This is a genomic window from SAR324 cluster bacterium (assembly GCA_029245725.1).
Taxonomy (GTDB): domain Bacteria; phylum SAR324; class SAR324; order SAR324; family NAC60-12; genus JCVI-SCAAA005.
In genome coordinates this window covers 1-15,437 of record JAQWOT010000060.1, presented here as the reverse complement: position 1 = coordinate 15,437, position 15,437 = coordinate 1, and the positions used below count along the sequence as shown (strand labels likewise).

Here is a 15,437-nt window from a genome sequence, read left to right as displayed (position 1 = left end):
TTCCCTGATCATTAAGCTGAGCCTGAGCTTTCTGCAAAGCGGCTTCGTTTCGATCCCCAATCACTACCTGTGCTCCTGCTCGGGCAAACACCTTGGCGGTCTCCAGGCCAATGCCACTGGCTCCCCCAGTGATCAATACCGTTTTTTCGGTTAGAGAAAGGCGATCGTTTGGCTTGGTTGTCATGTGTCACTCCCTGGTAGATCAGCCGAATCTGGCTCACACCAAATCACAGGCGTCTGCTGGCATCCAGTGAGCATCTTGATCCAACCACTTGACGTTACAACCGATCGGATTGGTCAAGGGGACGCTTACCGATTGTCCGGCTGTAACTTCTGCAAGTGCCTTTTTCAGGTCATTGACCTGCACCTTGGAGGTATCTCGTGGCTGGTCCACCCCCCGGCCACAATAGAACAGTTTCCGCTCTTGATCGAAAACGTAGAAATGAGGTGTCCGTAGCGCTCCATAGGCCAAGGCAACTTCCTGGGAAGCATCTCTTGCATAGACCCACGGGAAGTTGTGCTCCTTCATCCGCAAGACCATCTGGTCGAAATCATCAGTGGGATTGGTCTTTTGACTGTTGGAATTGATTCCAATAAAAACCACTCCCTTGTCCTGAAATTCTTCAGCAGTGGCCCGTGTAATTTCATCAGATCCAACGACGAATGGGCAGTGGTTACAGGTGAAGAACACCACCAATGTGGAGGCTTCCGCAAAGTTGGCTAGGCCATAAGTCTGGCCGTCTGTTCCTACAACAGAAAAGTCGGGAGCTTTTGCTCCCAGTTCCAGCGTAAAAGACATCGTCTCTCGTAAAAAATTAGATTTTGTTAACTGTAAAATCTCTTAGAACTGAGCCCGAAACAGGAAGCTGGTTCCTTTTGCCTTATCTTCCTCTGCAACCAAGTAATTAAAGGTCAACGAAGAAGACAGGAAGACCCAACCACTGAGCGTAAAGCCCACTTCATAGTATTGCATGATGTAGAGCTCTGTCCCGTAATAGCGAGTATCCAGTAAGTACGGATCAAATGTGGCTCCGTCTCTAATGAAGCCGGTAGGAAACTGGAAGATCAGCCCATTCCGCAGAACCGTGCTCTCAATTCCAGCATCAAAGGTAGTTCCTCCAACCGAAAGTGGCATCGAACGGTACTGCCCTGCCTGGTTTCCGATTCGGATTGCACCCCAGGAAGCAACCCAGTCGTAGATGCTCAAGATGGAGTAACTCACTAGAGCTCCCCCAGAACCCAGACTTTCTGAGGCAGTGACACCGTAATTGAGATTGGGGGAGATTTGCCAATTGGGGCTCAGGTTTTGGCGGTAGTTCAAACCCAGGCCAAAGGCAATACCTGTATTTCCATCAACATCCAACTGTGAAATAGGTAGCCGCAGGGTCAGGCTGGGCTTGCTCTCTCCTTCAAAATTCCAACTGTAAGAAAGGGGAATGGTTGTTGTGTTGACCTTTGAGTCCCCCTGATCATAGGAACTGAATCCCAGACCAATACCAATTTTGTTCTCACGTTCGCTTGTTTCAGTGCTGCTCTCTTCGTTCTCTTCACTGCCAGCCACTTCTGGGGAAGCTGAAGATACAGAAGAATCAGATTCATCAACGGCCATTCCTTCAGCATCTGCCATTGGCACCGCTTCGACTCCCGCAGCTCCACCTTGCAAGGCATTACCGAGAGGCAGATCCACCAGCACCGCTGAAAAATCCAGGCGTACTAGGTTATCCATCAAACTGCTGGGATTCCCTGCTACTGGATCGTTGGGTGTGTAGAGCACCATCAAGCCCAGCAGTTCGTTCACTAAATCAGATTCTTCCACAAGGGCATCAGTCAACTGGGTCCAACTACCCTGTCGTGACGTCCCCTCATAAGACCAAGTTTTATTCAAAGAAGGGATGTTGAACGTAACTTTGTTACTTCCTGACGGGTAAGCAGCTTTTAAATCAATGCCACGGTAGTTTAATGAGAAGTCTATTCGATCATTATCCCAATCAGTGACGCTAAATTGTTGCTTCATCGTGTTGAAGTCTGGCAACTCATCCACTGAGCTGTAGCTACGGGTTTCACCGTTAACGGTTAACTGAAACAGATCCGCTGCTAGCATTGATCCTGTATACCACAACATTAGTAAAATGGCGGAGAAAAGCTTGAGGCGCATATCATCTCTTTGGGTTAGAAACTAATAAATAAGATTCTAGGGAAACAGTTTCATGTTGTAAATTCGAATTCTCAGCCGAGAATTTCCTAGGAGAATTTGCTGATACACTCTTTGGAATCAGAGACCAAGTCATTTAGCTTAATTTTTTTTAAATCCTGGTCTTTTCAAGCTATCGAGATAACGCTTCTGAAGCCCTATTTGCCGCAGGACTGAGGTAGCGAATCATCAGCAGTGTATCCGAATTCGAATATAAGAAACCTGCATTCATCATGCATCCAACCACTGCTCTGGATTTGTCGACACTTTCTCCAAAATACAAACTTCTTTTTGGTCTTGATTCCAGATTTTCCAGGGACTCTGTTATTTCAAACTCATACGTTTCTTTTAAGTTATCCACTAACTTCTGTTTCGCTTTGAGACACTGGTGCTGAGAAAGGGAATGATTTAGACCATTAATCTCCAAGATCCTCTTGTTTTTTCTATCTAGTATAAGGGCATATCTTTCAATCAAAGGATTGGGTCGGGGAATAACCGTTGGTTTAACAACCATTACTTCATTATCCTCTGACTTGATTTGATAACTTTGGATTTTTTCTCCAAAGTGAAAACCAAAGGCACCAGTGATTGTATTTAGCTCTTCTGGCGCTTGGTGATGCAAACTGCAGCCAATGAGTAGATTAATCAGTGTGGAATAAGCTACTAAAATGATAAGCCTTGAGCTCTTCATCATTTAAAAGATTCTGAGGTAAAGATATTTCTGTGAGTCATTCTCTTTGCCAAACAAAAAACTACATATATCTAGCAAATGCAGCAACTCTATCGATTTAGGAGACTATTCGGGTTAAGCATCCCCTTTTGGGTCATGAGCTTGTTTGGTTGCTTACCTGAAAAAACGAGTCCTGCTGAGAAAGCAGAGTTAAGCACCAATACGGAAAGCTCCACAAAACCTGAAATTCTTTGGATAACCACTGCAACTGGGAGTGGTGAAGAGTCCCATGGACATTTCCTACTGTCCTGTTCGGATGGTGGGTTCCTCCAAATTGGTGAGACCGGAAGTTTACCAACAAATGCACGAATTTTTGTCGTCAAAGTCAGTCAGGATGGAGCAATCCAGTGGAAAAAAGAATATCCTTCTGCTGGCCATAATCTTGGCAATGGTGCAATCGAAGTAGATGACGGGTACGTTGTTTTTGGTGCCATGAACCAGGACAGCGCACTGATCAAATTGAATAAGACAACGGGTGAGGTTGTCTTCAGTAAATCATATGATTTTGGGGGTGTGGACGCGATAGAGAGTATGATTCAATTGGGATCAAGTCTGGTAGCTGTCGGCTATATTAACGCGCAAGACTCAGATACCACCTTCTACGCAGAAGGAGAGGGCCATCTGATGAAATTCGATATGCTGGGTAATCATCTGTCGGATTCAAGTTTAAATTCCTACACATCCCATGCTTATCGAATATATGTCTTCGAAGACGAGTTGATCATTGGAGGGTTAACCCAAGATGCTCTAGACTACTCATTGCTCAAGATGACTGGAACCGGCGAGGTGATATGGTCCAAGAATTACGGTGGGTCTGGCACAGATCACCTGTTTGCAATGGATGTAGGTTCTGATGGTAGTATGTTCCTGTCAGGTCATACCACATCTGGCACAGCGAATTGGGATACTTATACCCTGAAATTGGATCAGCTAGGAAATGTGATTTGGGAGAACAAGGTAGGTAATCCTAGAGGTTTTGATCCAAGATACATTCACGATGAAGCTTGGGGAATAAAAGCCACACCTGATGGAGGCGCTATTGTTGTAGCTGGTACCGGAGATGAGTATGAAAGTTATTCTGAATGTATGGACCTGGATTGCTCAGATCAATGGCATGCCTTTCTAATCCGGTTTAAATCAGACGGGAATCTTCTGTGGAAGGCAACATACCCGAATCCAGAAGGTGGAGATTGGGCCGGTGAGGATATCGTGCTCACAAAAGATGGAGGGGCTTTGATGGCTGTTGATGATGGTCAATTTGCTTTTGTTCAACTCTCCTCAGTGTATTGATGGCCTTCTCAATTAGTTGGAGTTTGTTTGGAGACGTTGAAGCGAAAGCAAGTGGGAGTTGATGAGTGATTTGTGCATATTTGATTTAGGAAAACCTGACTCATTGCCATTGGCAATTTTATCTGGGTTACTGACGAGATTCGAAACGAAGTTGCTTCGCACTCAACTCGGCTTCAATTTACCCCGACCAGAGGATTGGCGCATATGGTAGTCAGCAGCGTGGGGTACTCCCAAGCCATGCTGCATGCGCAGCAACTCTCGTTGTCTTGGAGAGAGCAAATCGTACCACTCGGCGGGAAATCCATCGTGAGGATCAACCTGGAAGATCAGGCTAGATTTTCGGTAGTGTCCAAACAGGGCATGTCGGTTAACCTCCGTCTGATTATTTCCTCCGGCATGCCAGCACTGACCATTAAAAACCAACACACTGCCCGCTTTTGCAGTCACTTGAAAAACATGCTGAACTGCAAACCCATCGGGTGGGCTGGCCATCCCACTCTTGTGACTGCCTAGAACAATCCGTGTTGAACCATTCCTCGGAGAAAAGTCATCCAACATCCAGACGGTGTTGCACATCACTGGCGATACGGGATTCAGCAACTCTGCGCCAATATCGGTGTGGAAGCCCTGTTCACCATCAGCAGGACGAGCGATTCGGGCGTTCAAGCTTCCCAGGATTAGGTTCTTTCCAAGGATGGCCTCAAGAATCGGTAGCGTTTTGGGGTGATCCAGTAGAAAAAAGAAGGCAGGGTCCTGTGCAGGCAAGTTGCTTACGTGTCCGGCTGTCCCCATGAAGTTCTGTTCGTGGCCTGTGCGCTCATAGCAGCGAATCAGACACTCTTTCAGGTGGGATACCTCTTCAGGATTCAACACCTCCTCCAACAGCGTGAACCCGTAGACTTCCATCTCCAGTAGCGCTTGCTCCAGTGATTCCAAGTTTCTCTCAGTTCAATGTGGCTGATTTGGTTTCACCACCAGTGATTTTGTTCGTTTCCATCAGCACTGCCACGAGTCGTTCCAGCCGCTCAATTCGATATTCCAGCTTTCCAATTTTTGCATTTTGGAAATCCAGTAAGTTTTCCAATTCCAGAATACGGCTTTCTGTGACTTCCATGTCGTTTCCTTTCAACAGCAAATGATGTGGGAACAAATCCATTGTTCCCACAGGGTGATCTGCACTGGTTGTTCCAGATCTCCTTTCGTTCCGGTTTTCTGTAAAAAATCTTTCAACCAAATTTTGTCCGTCCAGAACCAACTCCAGTCTTGTTGTCCCAGAACAGTGCACTGCCTAGTGTCACACACTGACAACAGGTGTGATCCAGACGGGCCAGGTCATCAAAATAAAGCCGATATTCATACTGCCACTCCATCTCACATTCATTGGTGAAGTTGTGGACTTTAGGTTCTGGAGCACTGCAGGCCACGAGTCCCAGAACCATGTAGAATAGGAACATGCTGCGTTTCAATGGACTTCCTCCTAAGCGAGTGATCGATTGGTTCATCACTCAAGAGGTGTGGAATTCAAACCAAATCGAATTGGGCTCACTATTGTTGCTATTACAGCCTAGAGTCAGCGATTAAAAATACGGACTGATTCTTACTGGGGCCAAGGTTTTTCAGATTAACGCAAAGCAATTCTTCTCCCTCAGGAAGAAGGTAGCCGAACGGTCGGATGAGGGGACTGAGAAAACTTAGCAATCAATCCTGTCCAACCGTTTCAGACACACTTTCTGGACGGTAGATACTTTGAGGCTGCTGAACCAGATCAGCTCTTTGGGCTGCTCTCAGTAGCCCTGAGGTAGATAAGTCTTCATCCAGAGCAGGCCAGTACCAACCGATGCCATCGGGATCAATTTCTAACAAGCTCCGAGCCGTTGGCGCTGCTTCCGTCAATCGTTCCGAGCCGGTTGCTAGCCAAGCCACAAAGATCTTTTGTCCAGCAAGCTCAAACGTAATTCCCGCTTGATCCACAGCAACATTTTTTAAGAGGTAGACAGGGCATGAACTCATCACTTTCTCCGCTCAAATTCCTGCCAGGCGTCGAGCAAGTCTTCAAAGTGGGCTTAGATGATTTGCTGAACCTGACGTTGTTCTTGTTGTGTCATGTGACGTACATAGGCTTGCTCCACTCCCAGGCTATCGATATTCAACCAAAATTTGGCCTGAGCTGAGCCCCGTTTGACGTGGATATGAGGAGGCTCCTGCCCTTCATTGGAGTAGAAAAAAAATCACCAGCCTCGAACCAGCAAAACAGTGGGCATAGATTCTAATCGTTGTATTGTGAATCTTGAAGGTTTTGGTTGTGACTTAGCTATTATTTATCAATTTCCCCAACCGTGCTACTACGAATCTAATCAAAACAATCTCTCACCCACCTGTTGCGTGGTTCACTCTCTCCCAACTGGGTGAGGGTTTTCAGATTGTGTTGGTTCAAAAGTGCTTGGCGAATGAGCGAGGGTTTCAAACGAATGAGAGCTGATCTTTCTCCCTCAGGAAAAAGAACAAACTCGAAAGCATCACAACATCCAGACTAGTGGTTATCTTCTATCTTCGACAGAGTCTGCAATAGAACGAGCAATCACAAAGAAGCGGCAAATTCTTGTTGAAGACTCGGCCAGAGCTTACTCAGGATGTCATTGTGCCCCGTGTCGGGAACTTCAAGGTATTCGATCTGCTTTGAGTTCAGGGCGGCAAGTTCTCGTCCCATCTGAACTGGGACTACCTCGTCACGATCTCCATGAGCAATCAGAATCGCTGAAACTGGGTTGCGTTCCAACACCATCTGCAGTGGTTTCCGATTTTCAAAGGGATGTCGCAAGAGCGGCACCAGCCAGCCACCAAAGAGATGTCGCACCATATCCGCCAAGCTTGTGAACGGCGCAAGGAGAACGATTCGATCCACCGGATGATCTTCTGCAAACTGCAAAGCTGCTGCGGCTCCCAGCGAATGTCCCAAGGTGGCCCAGCTAGGCTGTGATTCACGCCCAAACTCTCTCTTCCACGCCTGGACAGCTTCCCTTGTAGAAATACGAATCGTCTCTGGGGAGGCGCTTCCCTCACACGCTCCATAACCCGGATAATCAATCAGAAGAAAGCCCACCCCAGTTGGATTCACCTGGGTAAGCAGCCCCAACCAATCCAACGCCAAGCCAGCGTTACCACCAAACAGGACCCAGACTCGTTGAATGGAATCATACTCAGGGGGAAGGTAGTACGCCGTCTGTGAACCTTCTGTTGTTTGGTAGTGGAGAAGTTCCAAAGAAGACGTCCTCCAGGGTTGATAGCCTGCGGGATAGGACCGGGGATGATAGATTAGCTTGTGCTGAAAAAATGCTAGCATCAGCAAGGCTCCAAGCAGGAGAAACAGCCAACGAAACAGAGGTTTGACCCAGCGAATTTCTTTCATTGAGCGACACCAAGAGGAGTGGATTTGGAGGAATAGCTTGAAACGTGAATCAAAACATCACATTTTCCTGAATCTTGTTGTCTTCGGCAAAGCAGCGGAATGTTCACCCGTTGTTGTTGCCGTAGGAAAACCTAAAGAACTTCCGTGGAGGAAACATGTTCAAGAGATTGACAAGCTTGCTGCATTTCGCCGGTGTTTTGGGTGTCTCGCTACTGACTGCTGGAACCCTAATAGCTCAGGATTGCCCACGAGGAACTCTGGATAGCCGATTCTGTGACCGTGACGGCGACCTGGTAGCGGATGCGCCCACCGATCCAAGTGAATGGGTCAACCCAGACACGTTGAATTTTGTTTACACGCCTGTTGAAGATCCAGCAGTCTACAAGACTGCTTGGGTGGATTTTATTACACACATGGAAAACGTAACGGGCAAAAAAGTTCGATACTTTATCATTCAATCCAATGCAGCTCAAATCGAAGCGATGCGATCGGGCCGCATACATGTGGCAGGCTTCAATACCGGTTCAAACCCACTGGCTGTCAACTGTGCCGGATTTGTACCCTTCACGATCATGGCCAGTCTTGATGGCAACTTCGGCTACGAAATGGAGATCATCACTTACCCAGGTAGTGGTATCAACAAGGTGGAAGACATCAAGGGACGAAATCTGGCGTTCACCTCTCCAACCTCCAACTCCGGATTCAAGGCACCTTCTGCGATCTTGAAAGCCGAGTTTGATATGCTTCCCGAGCGAGACTTTGAGCCTTCCTTCTCTGGAAAGCACGACAACTCGATTCTTGGAGTAGCCAACAAGGACTATGATGCAGCTTCTATCGCCAACTCGGTGAAATCAAGAATGATCTCACGAAATGTGATTAAGGCTGAGGATGTGATCACGATATATAAGTCTCAGACTTTCCCTACGACTGGATTTGGATATGTTCACAACCTGCATCCTGACGTGGCAAAAAAAGTTCAGGAAGCCTTCTCCAGCTTTGAGTGGGATAAGCCAGACGGCACACCAACCAGTCTGAAAGTAGAGTTCGAGAAGTCCAACGAAGGGCAGTTTTTGCCAATCACCTATCAGGAGCATTGGGCTGTGATCCGCACGATTGACAAGGCCAATAACGTCTCCTACTCCTGCAAGTAACTTTTCCTTGTCCGCTCCTCTAGGGGCGGACCCTTCGCAGATTTTTCATGCTTGAATTGAAGAAACTGGGCAAACGCTATCGCACTGGCGACCATGCTCTCAAGGAAGTAGACCTAAGTGTCCCAGCTGGACAAGTTCTCGCCTTGATTGGCCCGTCTGGAGCTGGCAAGTCCACCCTGATCCGCTGCATCAACCGCCTCGTTGAGCCTACTTCGGGAGACGTGTTACTACATGGAGAGAGCCTTACCCGTTTACGGGGAGGGGGGCTCCGCAAAGCCCGGCGTAAAATTGGGATGATCTTCCAGGAATATGCACTTGTAGAGCGATTGAGCGTGATGGAAAATGTGCTCTCTGGTCGATTGGGTTACGTTGGGTTTTGGGCCAGCTACTTCCGTCGTTTTCCGCAGTCAGATATTGACACGGCTTTTTCCCTGCTGGACCGCGTCGGCTTGGAACCAATGGCTGATAAACGGGCAGATGAACTCTCTGGAGGACAACGCCAACGGGTTGGTATTGCCCGGGCACTGATTCAGAACCCAGAGTTGCTGTTGGTCGATGAACCGACCGCCAGCTTGGACCCAAAAACTTCCCGCCAGATCATGCGACTAATCACCGAGCTTTGTACTGAACGCAAGCTGGCAGCGATCATCAATATTCATGATGTCGCCCTGGCCCAGATGTTTGCTCAGCGCATTGTCGGGCTACAAGCTGGTTCAATTGTTTATGATGGGGATCCAGAAGGTCTAACGCCAGAAGTTCTGACCCAGATTTATGGAGAGGAAGACTGGACTGCGGTCCGTAAACGACAGAGCAGTGAGTCTGATCAAGATGTTGCTGATCTTGAGGAGAACCTCTGATGAGTGCTCCCCGCACCTGGCGCCCCAAGCCCTTTATTGAGAATCCGAAACTCCGTTGGAGCATCACCATTGGAACCATGCTCTATATGTTGCTAGCGCTCGGTTCCGTAGAAGTCAACTGGATGAGGGTCTATGAAGGATTGGATCGTGGACTAAAATTTGTTGCTGCCTTTGCACAGCCGAACTTCACTGGGCGTTGGACCGACATCTCAGAGGGGCTAGCAGAAAGTCTGGTGATGACAGTGGTTTCCACAGTGATTGGCATTATTGTTTCGATTCCGATTGCCCTTGGAGCTTCCCGCAATCTTGCTCCTCTTCCAATCTATCTGTTCTGCCGATCAATCATTACAATTTCTCGAACCTTTCAGGAAGTAATCATTGCCATCCTCTTTGTGGCAATCTTTGGATTTGGCCCCTTCGCCGGTGTACTGACGATCTCTTTTGCAACCATCGGATTCCTGGCCAAGCTGCTTGCTGAAGCGATTGAGAACATTGATCCTAGTCAAGCTGAGGCAGTGCGTTCCACTGGATCTCGTTGGTGGCAGTGGTTGAACTATGGCATTCAACCGCAGGTGATGCCTCGTCTGATTGGACTCTCTCTTTATCGACTCGACATCAACTTTCGAGAATCAGCTGTCGTTGGACTGGTTGGAGCCGGAGGAATCGGTGCCACCCTGAATACTGCCTTTGACCGCTATGAATTTGATACCGCCGCAGCCATCCTGATCCTGATCATTGGGATCGTGATGTTTGCCGAGTATTCATCTAGTGCGATTCGCAAGCGAGTTCAGTGATGCCCGTTGAAATGAACTCCCAAGAAAAGATCTGGAAGCATCGCGATCGCAAGACACAGTTGACCCACTGGGCGCTTTGGTTTTTTGGGACAGCGCTGTTTGTCTGGTGTTGGCAACTGGTTTCAGAGAAGACTGAATGGTTCTTTGTGCTGGATGCCCCAGCCATTGCTGCGGACATCGGTTCCAGGATGGTCCCACCAAGATGGGAGTACATCGACAAGCTCTGGGTTCCTCTGTGGGATACTCTGAACATCGCTACTCTCGGTACTCTGCTGGCCCTGGTTCTAGCTGTGCCTGTAGCCTTCCTGGCAGCACGTAACACTTCGCCCAGCCCGGTGCTGCTGCGACCCTTTGCTCTATTGATCATTGTCTCATCCCGCTCCATCAACTCGTTGATCTGGTCTTTGCTGCTGGTCTCCATCCTCGGTCCTGGGGTGCTGGCTGGGATCATTGCGATTGCCCTGCGATCCATTGGCTTTGTTGCCAAACTACTCTATGAGGCTATTGAAGAGATTGATGAAAACCAGGTAGAAGCGATCAAGGCAACAGGAGCCAGTCGTTCCCAGGTGATTGCCTATGGCATCGTTCCACAAATTCTTCCTACCTTTGTTGGTGTGTCTGTGTTCCGCTGGGACATCAACATTCGTGAATCCACGGTCTTAGGATTGGTCGGAGCTGGAGGAATCGGACTGCAACTTCAGGCATCTCTGAACATTCTAGCCTGGCCTCAAGTGACCTTAATTCTACTGATGATCTTCCTGACCGTGCTATTCAGTGAGTGGTTCTCTGCCAAAGCCCGCCATGCGATCATCTAAGCATGTTGACACTCTCCCTATTTCGCAAGCAGCAGCAGGTTGAGGACCTGATCAGATTTCTATTGAGGAACTTAGAAGATCTGGCTCTTCATCATCGAGAGGCCCTGACTGCCTACCTGGACGGCAACCTCGCAGAGTGTGAGCAGCGAGCCCAAGAGGTGGATCGCCTGGAGTCCGAGTTAGACGACTTGCAGCGTCAAATTCAGCAATTGCTGCTGCGAGAAGCGCTCATGCCTGATTCCAGAGATGATGTGTTGCGCCTCCTCACCAAGCTCGATCGCATTCCTGGTCAATGTCGCCATTCTCTCAAGGAGTTGCTGCTGGAACTCCCTCCACTCCCCAATGATTTCCGAGCCTCCCTAGTATTGATGTTTCATAAGACCCATAGTTGTCTACGAGCACTGAGTGCCACCGTTGACTCGCTCTTCTCCGATCTGCGCTCTGTTCCTCGCCATGCCGAAGAAGTTGCCCGTCAGGAAAGTGAGGTTGATCGAGTGGAACAGCAGTTATTGGTTCGAGTGTTTCGAGATGATTCCCTGGAACTGGCACGCCAGTTCCAGTACAAAGCCATGCTTCAACGATTGGGAGGGATCTCTGATCTAGCAGAGGATGTAGCAGATGAAGTACTGCTGATTGCCACCAAAAGAATGGCCTAGCCTGTCACTGAAAAACAGACGGACTACCGCAGACTGGTGCAATCATTGGTTCGTATTTTTGCTGACCAGCTCGGTTTTTTCCAACCTAGTCAACCCTACCCCACCTTGTTTCTGATGTAAGAACAAAACTCTACGAATGGTCCCAAGTTTTGTTATTGGCTGAAATGCTGCCCTCTGACCGCTGAATCAGAGATTTGTTCTCTGTACAACTTTCCGCAGTGAATGGATGCAAACAAAATTAGCTGGATTCTGGATTTCTCCCGTACTGGGAATCCTGAGCCTGAACATCTTCTTTGCTGGAGCCAGCAACGCATCCACATTTCCTTTTCGAGCGATTATTGGGTTGGAGGCCTTGGAGCTTTCCAATATGACCTACGCTGCGGTCATGGCGATCAACGCCTTCGCTGGAGCAGCAGCGGGAGTGGCGCTGGGATGGCTCTCTGATAAGATCAACGATCGTCGTTGGCTTGTTATCCTCTGTGCCATTGTGGGTGCAGTTGGTTTTTGGTTGGTCTGGGCCTGGCAAAGTCTATTTGCCTTCATTGCGGCCTACTGTCTGCTGCTAACCTTTAGCAATGCGCTCTTCTCCCAGACTTTTGCCTACTCCAGAGCCTATCTGGACTAGGAGATACCAGACCGAGCAGAACTGATCCTTTCATTTCTGAGGACGATCTTTACGGTTGCCTGGGTCGTCTTTCCTCCAGTTGCCGGTTGGCTGGCTGTGCAGACTTCCAGTTTCTCCGTTTTCGCCTTTGCCTCGGGAACACACATCGCGTTCACTTTGCTCTTTGGACTCCTCTGGACCCAGTCTGCCAGAATTGGACAAGCAAGCAAGAAGGTAGAAGCTGCCGCCACTAGCACTCTGCCCAAAGCCTACATCAGCAATCCCTACAAGATTGGTATTTCAGGAATCATTCTGGGGTCCATAGCTTTACAGCTGAACATCACGGCCCTCCCCCTTGTAATAATGCAGGACCTGGGAGGGACGCTGGAGCAAGTCGGTATCAACGCATCAGTGGCTGCTGCGGTGGAAGTGCCCTGTATGATTGCTTGGGGCTACCTAGCCTTGCGGCTGAGCAAGGAAACCATTTTGGCCACCAGTTCTGCCATTTTTTCGTTGTATCTTGGACTGATGTCGATTGCCGAGACTGTGCTGCAAGTTCTCTTTTTGCAGGGGATTGTGGCCCTAGCAATTGCTGCGCTCTTGAGCATCAACATTAGTTACCTGCAGGAGGCAATCAAGGGGCGTTTAGGATTGTCAACCTCCCTGGTAGATGTGAGTCGAGTCTTGTCAATGCTGGGAGCTTCAGTGGTGTTTGCTCTGCATCAGGGTGAGTACTACGCATCATTGATGGAGGTAGCTGCAATCATTGCTTTGGGCGGGATATGCTTAATGCTGGTGGCACGACGACTAGCAGGAAAAGATAACTGCTGAAATAGATCGAAAGAGGCGAATCAGGAAGGGAGGCTCTCTAAAAAGTTCCTAGTTGTGACAGAGCCCAAATTTCAGCCACCCACTACCTGAAGTAAGAAGACATTTTGGAGGATAAAGAGTCCCAAAAAGCAAAGCAGACTTGCGACCAGTGGTGTAATTAACCAACCTAAAGCCACTCTCCCAACTGTTCCCCAATTGACTTCCCGCCCACCACGCAACAAGCCCACTCCAAGGATGGCCCCCAAGATTGCCTGAGAGCTGGAAATCGGCACCAAGGGTAGTGAGGGCAGACCCATTGAATCCAACCAAGCTTTCAAACTGGCTGAAGCAAAAAGCAGCAGGACCAGGGAATGAGCACTGACACACACCCAAGCCGCCAAGGGCGACAGATTTGCCAGGCCAGACCCAACCAATTCAATGGTCCTTCGGGAGTAGGTCAACACTCCAGAGGCCATCGCTATCCCACCAACCAGCAGCAATAGCTGGGTTGGTGAGCTTTCAAAGCCCTGCCAGCTAAGAGCAGGGAAAGGCTGCGATGGCAGAAAGACCGCAACGACATTTGCAATGTTGTTAGCGCCTAGGCTATACGCACCCAGCGCTCCAGAACCGAGCAAGGCCAGCCGCATATAGCCATCCAGACGAATCAACCCAATTCGACTATTTCGCAAGATCAACTTTGCTGTCCACATCATTGCCATCGCCATCCCTGCAGCCAGCAGAGGCCCAAGTACCCAGGTGGAGACAACCTGTAAAAAAACAGTGATATCGGTTGCAACCCCTGCAAAGGCATTCCAACCCAGCAAAGAACCGATCAAGGCCTGTGTGGTCGAAACCTGAATCCCAGTTCGCAGCATCAAAAAAACAGCAATCGCTGCGGCCAGAGCTACCATGAAAGCCCCACCAAGCACATTCACTGAGCCCAATTCAACCAACCCTCTCGAAACACCTTCCCCACTCCAGACGGCGCCAAGCACTATAAAAATACTACAAACCACCACAGCTGTCGAAAAACGGATCATTCGACTGCCGACTGCGGTTCCAAAGACGTTGCCTGCGTCATTGGCGCCAAGTGACCAGCCAAGAAATAGTCCGCTGCTCAGTAGGAAGAGAGTTTCTATTGTCATTCTTTGCGTAGACTCATAGCTACTGTTGTTGGACAGCTGTCTGCTGAAGCAACTGTTCTAGGTCGGCTAGGGTATTGATGCCTTGCCAACATGCCTTCAGGTGCTCTGGTACATTCACGATCTGCAGGGGCCATTGCTGCATTCTCCGATTGATCTGCTTCCCTCCATCTAGCCATGCAGCTTCCAGCAGATAGCGAAAACCTGGTTCGTAAATCCCAATCATGGTTTCCAGAGGACCGATTTGATGGTGAGCCAGAGTGGCTAGTCGTAGGGGATCTCTACGGGACAACAACCACTCCAGTGCTTCAAGATGCAACCTTGGGTAATCACACCCAACTACCAGCCAAGTTGTATTTGGTTCTGATTCCCAAAGCCCAAGCAATCCACCCCACGGACCAAAGCCTTGCACACGATCTGGGATCACAGCATAACGCTCAAGTTCTTGATGATTGGAGATGGACCAATCCTCTGGAACAGGAGGCAAAGAACCTCCAAAGACGACCCTACCCACTCCCAATAATTCTTCTAGCAGATGAGCTAATTTTAATCCCATCGGACGACCGCTGATTTGCATCCAAGCTTTGGGATGGCCCATTCGAGAAGATTTCCCCCCGACGAGGACAGCGGCTTTAAGTGTTTGCTGCCTTCGCATTGTTCGGAGTTTTTCGAGGCAATGGTCCAGTAGTTTGATCTCTTCTCCCGGGCCAAAGCATGGGATTGTGAGCTGATCTGCCAGTGCTGGTTTTTTTGAACCGGGAACTCCAGTCCAAAGTGCAAGAACTCTTGAGTTGTCCAGCACAGGAATTCCTTGGCTGGGGTGAAGACAAACCACCTTCCAGTCACTTGATTGCTTACCTCCCTCACGTAGCAAAATATCGAAGGGAACTTGGCGTCGGAGTTGGACTTCTGAATCTACAGTTCTCTGAAAGAAGTCTCTTCTGGGTAAGTGCAGAAGAGCCTGAGCGGGATTAACAAAGCCCACACCAGC

Annotated in this window: 20 protein-coding genes; 8 read left to right on the top strand and 12 right to left on the bottom strand. The window is 48.9% G+C overall.

The annotated features are described in order from the left end of the window. The 4 genes from P8O70_02620 to P8O70_02605 form a co-directional block, all read right to left on the bottom strand. Positions 1-184, bottom strand: a 184-nt coding sequence (locus tag P8O70_02620; GenBank protein MDG2195778.1) for an SDR family NAD(P)-dependent oxidoreductase, incomplete at its 3' end; no start/stop codon positions are given. Between the two features lie 33 nt (positions 185-217). Beyond that, on the bottom strand, positions 218-799 hold the full coding sequence (locus tag P8O70_02615) for a thioredoxin family protein (GenBank protein ID MDG2195777.1): 582 nt from the start codon (positions 797-799) through the stop codon (positions 218-220). Between the two features lie 42 nt (positions 800-841). Continuing rightward, complete coding sequence (locus P8O70_02610; GenBank protein MDG2195776.1) at positions 842-2,155, bottom strand: hypothetical protein; 1,314 nt, start codon at positions 2,153-2,155, stop codon at positions 842-844. A gap of 169 nt (positions 2,156-2,324) precedes the next feature. Then, positions 2,325-2,885: a hypothetical protein gene (locus P8O70_02605; protein MDG2195775.1), complete on the bottom strand. Its 561-nt coding sequence runs from the start codon at positions 2,883-2,885 to the stop codon at positions 2,325-2,327. 132 nt (positions 2,886-3,017) lie between these two features. Between P8O70_02605 and P8O70_02600 the strand changes: the two genes are divergently transcribed. Then, the gene (locus P8O70_02600) at positions 3,018-4,211 is read left to right on the top strand and encodes a hypothetical protein (protein MDG2195774.1); all 1,194 of its coding nucleotides are present in this window, start codon (positions 3,018-3,020) and stop codon (positions 4,209-4,211) included. A gap of 162 nt (positions 4,212-4,373) precedes the next feature. Here P8O70_02600 and P8O70_02595 read toward each other — a convergent pair whose 3' ends face one another. From P8O70_02595 to P8O70_02570, 6 genes are all read right to left on the bottom strand, one after another. Further along, on the bottom strand, positions 4,374-5,147 hold the full coding sequence (locus P8O70_02595; GenBank protein ID MDG2195773.1) for a phytanoyl-CoA dioxygenase family protein: 774 nt from the start codon (positions 5,145-5,147) through the stop codon (positions 4,374-4,376). 7 nt (positions 5,148-5,154) lie between these two features. Then, positions 5,155-5,325, bottom strand: coding sequence for a hypothetical protein (locus P8O70_02590; protein ID MDG2195772.1), 171 nt, complete (start codon positions 5,323-5,325; stop codon positions 5,155-5,157). A gap of 112 nt (positions 5,326-5,437) precedes the next feature. Continuing rightward, positions 5,438-5,713 carry a hypothetical protein gene (locus tag P8O70_02585; protein MDG2195771.1) on the bottom strand — a complete coding sequence of 92 codons (276 nt, stop codon included), beginning with the start codon at positions 5,711-5,713 and terminating at the stop codon, positions 5,438-5,440. A gap of 196 nt (positions 5,714-5,909) precedes the next feature. Then, entirely contained in the window at positions 5,910-6,221 is a 312-nt protein-coding gene (locus P8O70_02580) for a hypothetical protein (GenBank protein MDG2195770.1), read from the bottom strand. A 53-nt stretch (positions 6,222-6,274) separates the two neighbouring features. Then, on the bottom strand, positions 6,275-6,400 hold the full coding sequence (locus P8O70_02575) for a hypothetical protein (protein ID MDG2195769.1): 126 nt from the start codon (positions 6,398-6,400) through the stop codon (positions 6,275-6,277). 389 nt (positions 6,401-6,789) lie between these two features. Next, on the bottom strand, positions 6,790-7,617 hold the full coding sequence (locus P8O70_02570; GenBank protein MDG2195768.1) for an alpha/beta fold hydrolase: 828 nt from the start codon (positions 7,615-7,617) through the stop codon (positions 6,790-6,792). A 155-nt stretch (positions 7,618-7,772) separates the two neighbouring features. On the opposite strand from P8O70_02570, the gene phnD reads away from it, so the two are divergent. The 7 genes from phnD to P8O70_02535 all read left to right on the top strand — a co-directional run bounded on the left by phnD (position 7,773) and on the right by P8O70_02535 (position 13,325). Further along, positions 7,773-8,768, top strand: a complete 996-nt coding sequence (gene phnD / locus P8O70_02565; protein MDG2195767.1) for a phosphate/phosphite/phosphonate ABC transporter substrate-binding protein — start codon at positions 7,773-7,775, stop codon at positions 8,766-8,768. A 47-nt stretch (positions 8,769-8,815) separates the two neighbouring features. Beyond that, positions 8,816-9,625 (top strand): phosphonate ABC transporter ATP-binding protein, encoded by an 810-nt coding sequence (gene phnC / locus P8O70_02560; GenBank protein ID MDG2195766.1) that lies wholly within the window; start codon positions 8,816-8,818, stop codon positions 9,623-9,625. Further along, complete coding sequence (phnE, locus tag P8O70_02555; GenBank protein MDG2195765.1) at positions 9,625-10,419, top strand: phosphonate ABC transporter, permease protein PhnE; 795 nt, start codon at positions 9,625-9,627, stop codon at positions 10,417-10,419. Before phnC ends, phnE (P8O70_02555) begins: the two co-directional genes overlap by 1 nt. Beyond that, positions 10,419-11,234: a phosphonate ABC transporter, permease protein PhnE gene (gene phnE / locus P8O70_02550; GenBank protein MDG2195764.1), complete on the top strand. Its 816-nt coding sequence runs from the start codon at positions 10,419-10,421 to the stop codon at positions 11,232-11,234. Before phnE (P8O70_02555) ends, phnE (P8O70_02550) begins: the two co-directional genes overlap by 1 nt. 2 nt (positions 11,235-11,236) lie before the next feature. Continuing rightward, positions 11,237-11,890, top strand: a complete 654-nt coding sequence (locus P8O70_02545; protein MDG2195763.1) for a DUF47 family protein — start codon at positions 11,237-11,239, stop codon at positions 11,888-11,890. Positions 11,891-12,116: 226 nt separating this feature from the next. Further along, the gene (locus tag P8O70_02540; protein ID MDG2195762.1) at positions 12,117-12,515 is read left to right on the top strand and encodes a hypothetical protein; all 399 of its coding nucleotides are present in this window, start codon (positions 12,117-12,119) and stop codon (positions 12,513-12,515) included. Between the two features lie 36 nt (positions 12,516-12,551). Further along, entirely contained in the window at positions 12,552-13,325 is a 774-nt protein-coding gene (locus P8O70_02535) for an MFS transporter (protein MDG2195761.1), read from the top strand. 71 nt (positions 13,326-13,396) lie between these two features. Here the strand turns inward: P8O70_02535 and P8O70_02530 are convergent, their stop codons facing one another. Both P8O70_02530 and P8O70_02525 read right to left on the bottom strand, forming a co-directional pair. After that, on the bottom strand, positions 13,397-14,449 hold the full coding sequence (locus P8O70_02530) for an inorganic phosphate transporter (protein ID MDG2195760.1): 1,053 nt from the start codon (positions 14,447-14,449) through the stop codon (positions 13,397-13,399). A gap of 19 nt (positions 14,450-14,468) precedes the next feature. Beyond that, on the bottom strand, positions 14,469-15,437 hold a 969-nt coding region (locus P8O70_02525), incomplete at its 5' end, for a molybdenum cofactor guanylyltransferase (protein MDG2195759.1).

Bases quoted from the DNA above. Each gene is read 5' to 3' on its own strand.
- P8O70_02545 (MDG2195763.1), top strand. From the start codon at position 11,237: ATGTTGACACTCTCCCTATTTCGCAAGCAGCAGCAGGTTGAGGACCTG.
- P8O70_02615 (MDG2195777.1), bottom strand. From the start codon at position 799: ATGTCTTTTACGCTGGAACTGGGAGCAAAAGCTCCCGACTTTTCTGTT.
- phnC (MDG2195766.1), top strand. From the start codon at position 8,816: ATGCTTGAATTGAAGAAACTGGGCAAACGCTATCGCACTGGCGACCAT.
- P8O70_02610 (MDG2195776.1), bottom strand. From the start codon at position 2,155: ATGCGCCTCAAGCTTTTCTCCGCCATTTTACTAATGTTGTGGTATACA.
- P8O70_02540 (MDG2195762.1), top strand. From the start codon at position 12,117: ATGCAAACAAAATTAGCTGGATTCTGGATTTCTCCCGTACTGGGAATC.
- P8O70_02590 (MDG2195772.1), bottom strand. From the start codon at position 5,325: ATGGAAGTCACAGAAAGCCGTATTCTGGAATTGGAAAACTTACTGGAT.
- P8O70_02585 (MDG2195771.1), bottom strand. From the start codon at position 5,713: ATGAACCAATCGATCACTCGCTTAGGAGGAAGTCCATTGAAACGCAGC.
- P8O70_02530 (MDG2195760.1), bottom strand. From the start codon at position 14,449: ATGACAATAGAAACTCTCTTCCTACTGAGCAGCGGACTATTTCTTGGC.
- P8O70_02600 (MDG2195774.1), top strand. From the start codon at position 3,018: ATGAGCTTGTTTGGTTGCTTACCTGAAAAAACGAGTCCTGCTGAGAAA.
- phnD (MDG2195767.1), top strand. From the start codon at position 7,773: ATGTTCAAGAGATTGACAAGCTTGCTGCATTTCGCCGGTGTTTTGGGT.
- P8O70_02605 (MDG2195775.1), bottom strand. From the start codon at position 2,885: ATGATGAAGAGCTCAAGGCTTATCATTTTAGTAGCTTATTCCACACTG.
- phnE (MDG2195765.1), top strand. From the start codon at position 9,625: ATGAGTGCTCCCCGCACCTGGCGCCCCAAGCCCTTTATTGAGAATCCG.
- P8O70_02580 (MDG2195770.1), bottom strand. From the start codon at position 6,221: ATGAGTTCATGCCCTGTCTACCTCTTAAAAAATGTTGCTGTGGATCAA.
- P8O70_02570 (MDG2195768.1), bottom strand. From the start codon at position 7,617: ATGAAAGAAATTCGCTGGGTCAAACCTCTGTTTCGTTGGCTGTTTCTC.
- phnE (MDG2195764.1), top strand. From the start codon at position 10,419: ATGCCCGTTGAAATGAACTCCCAAGAAAAGATCTGGAAGCATCGCGAT.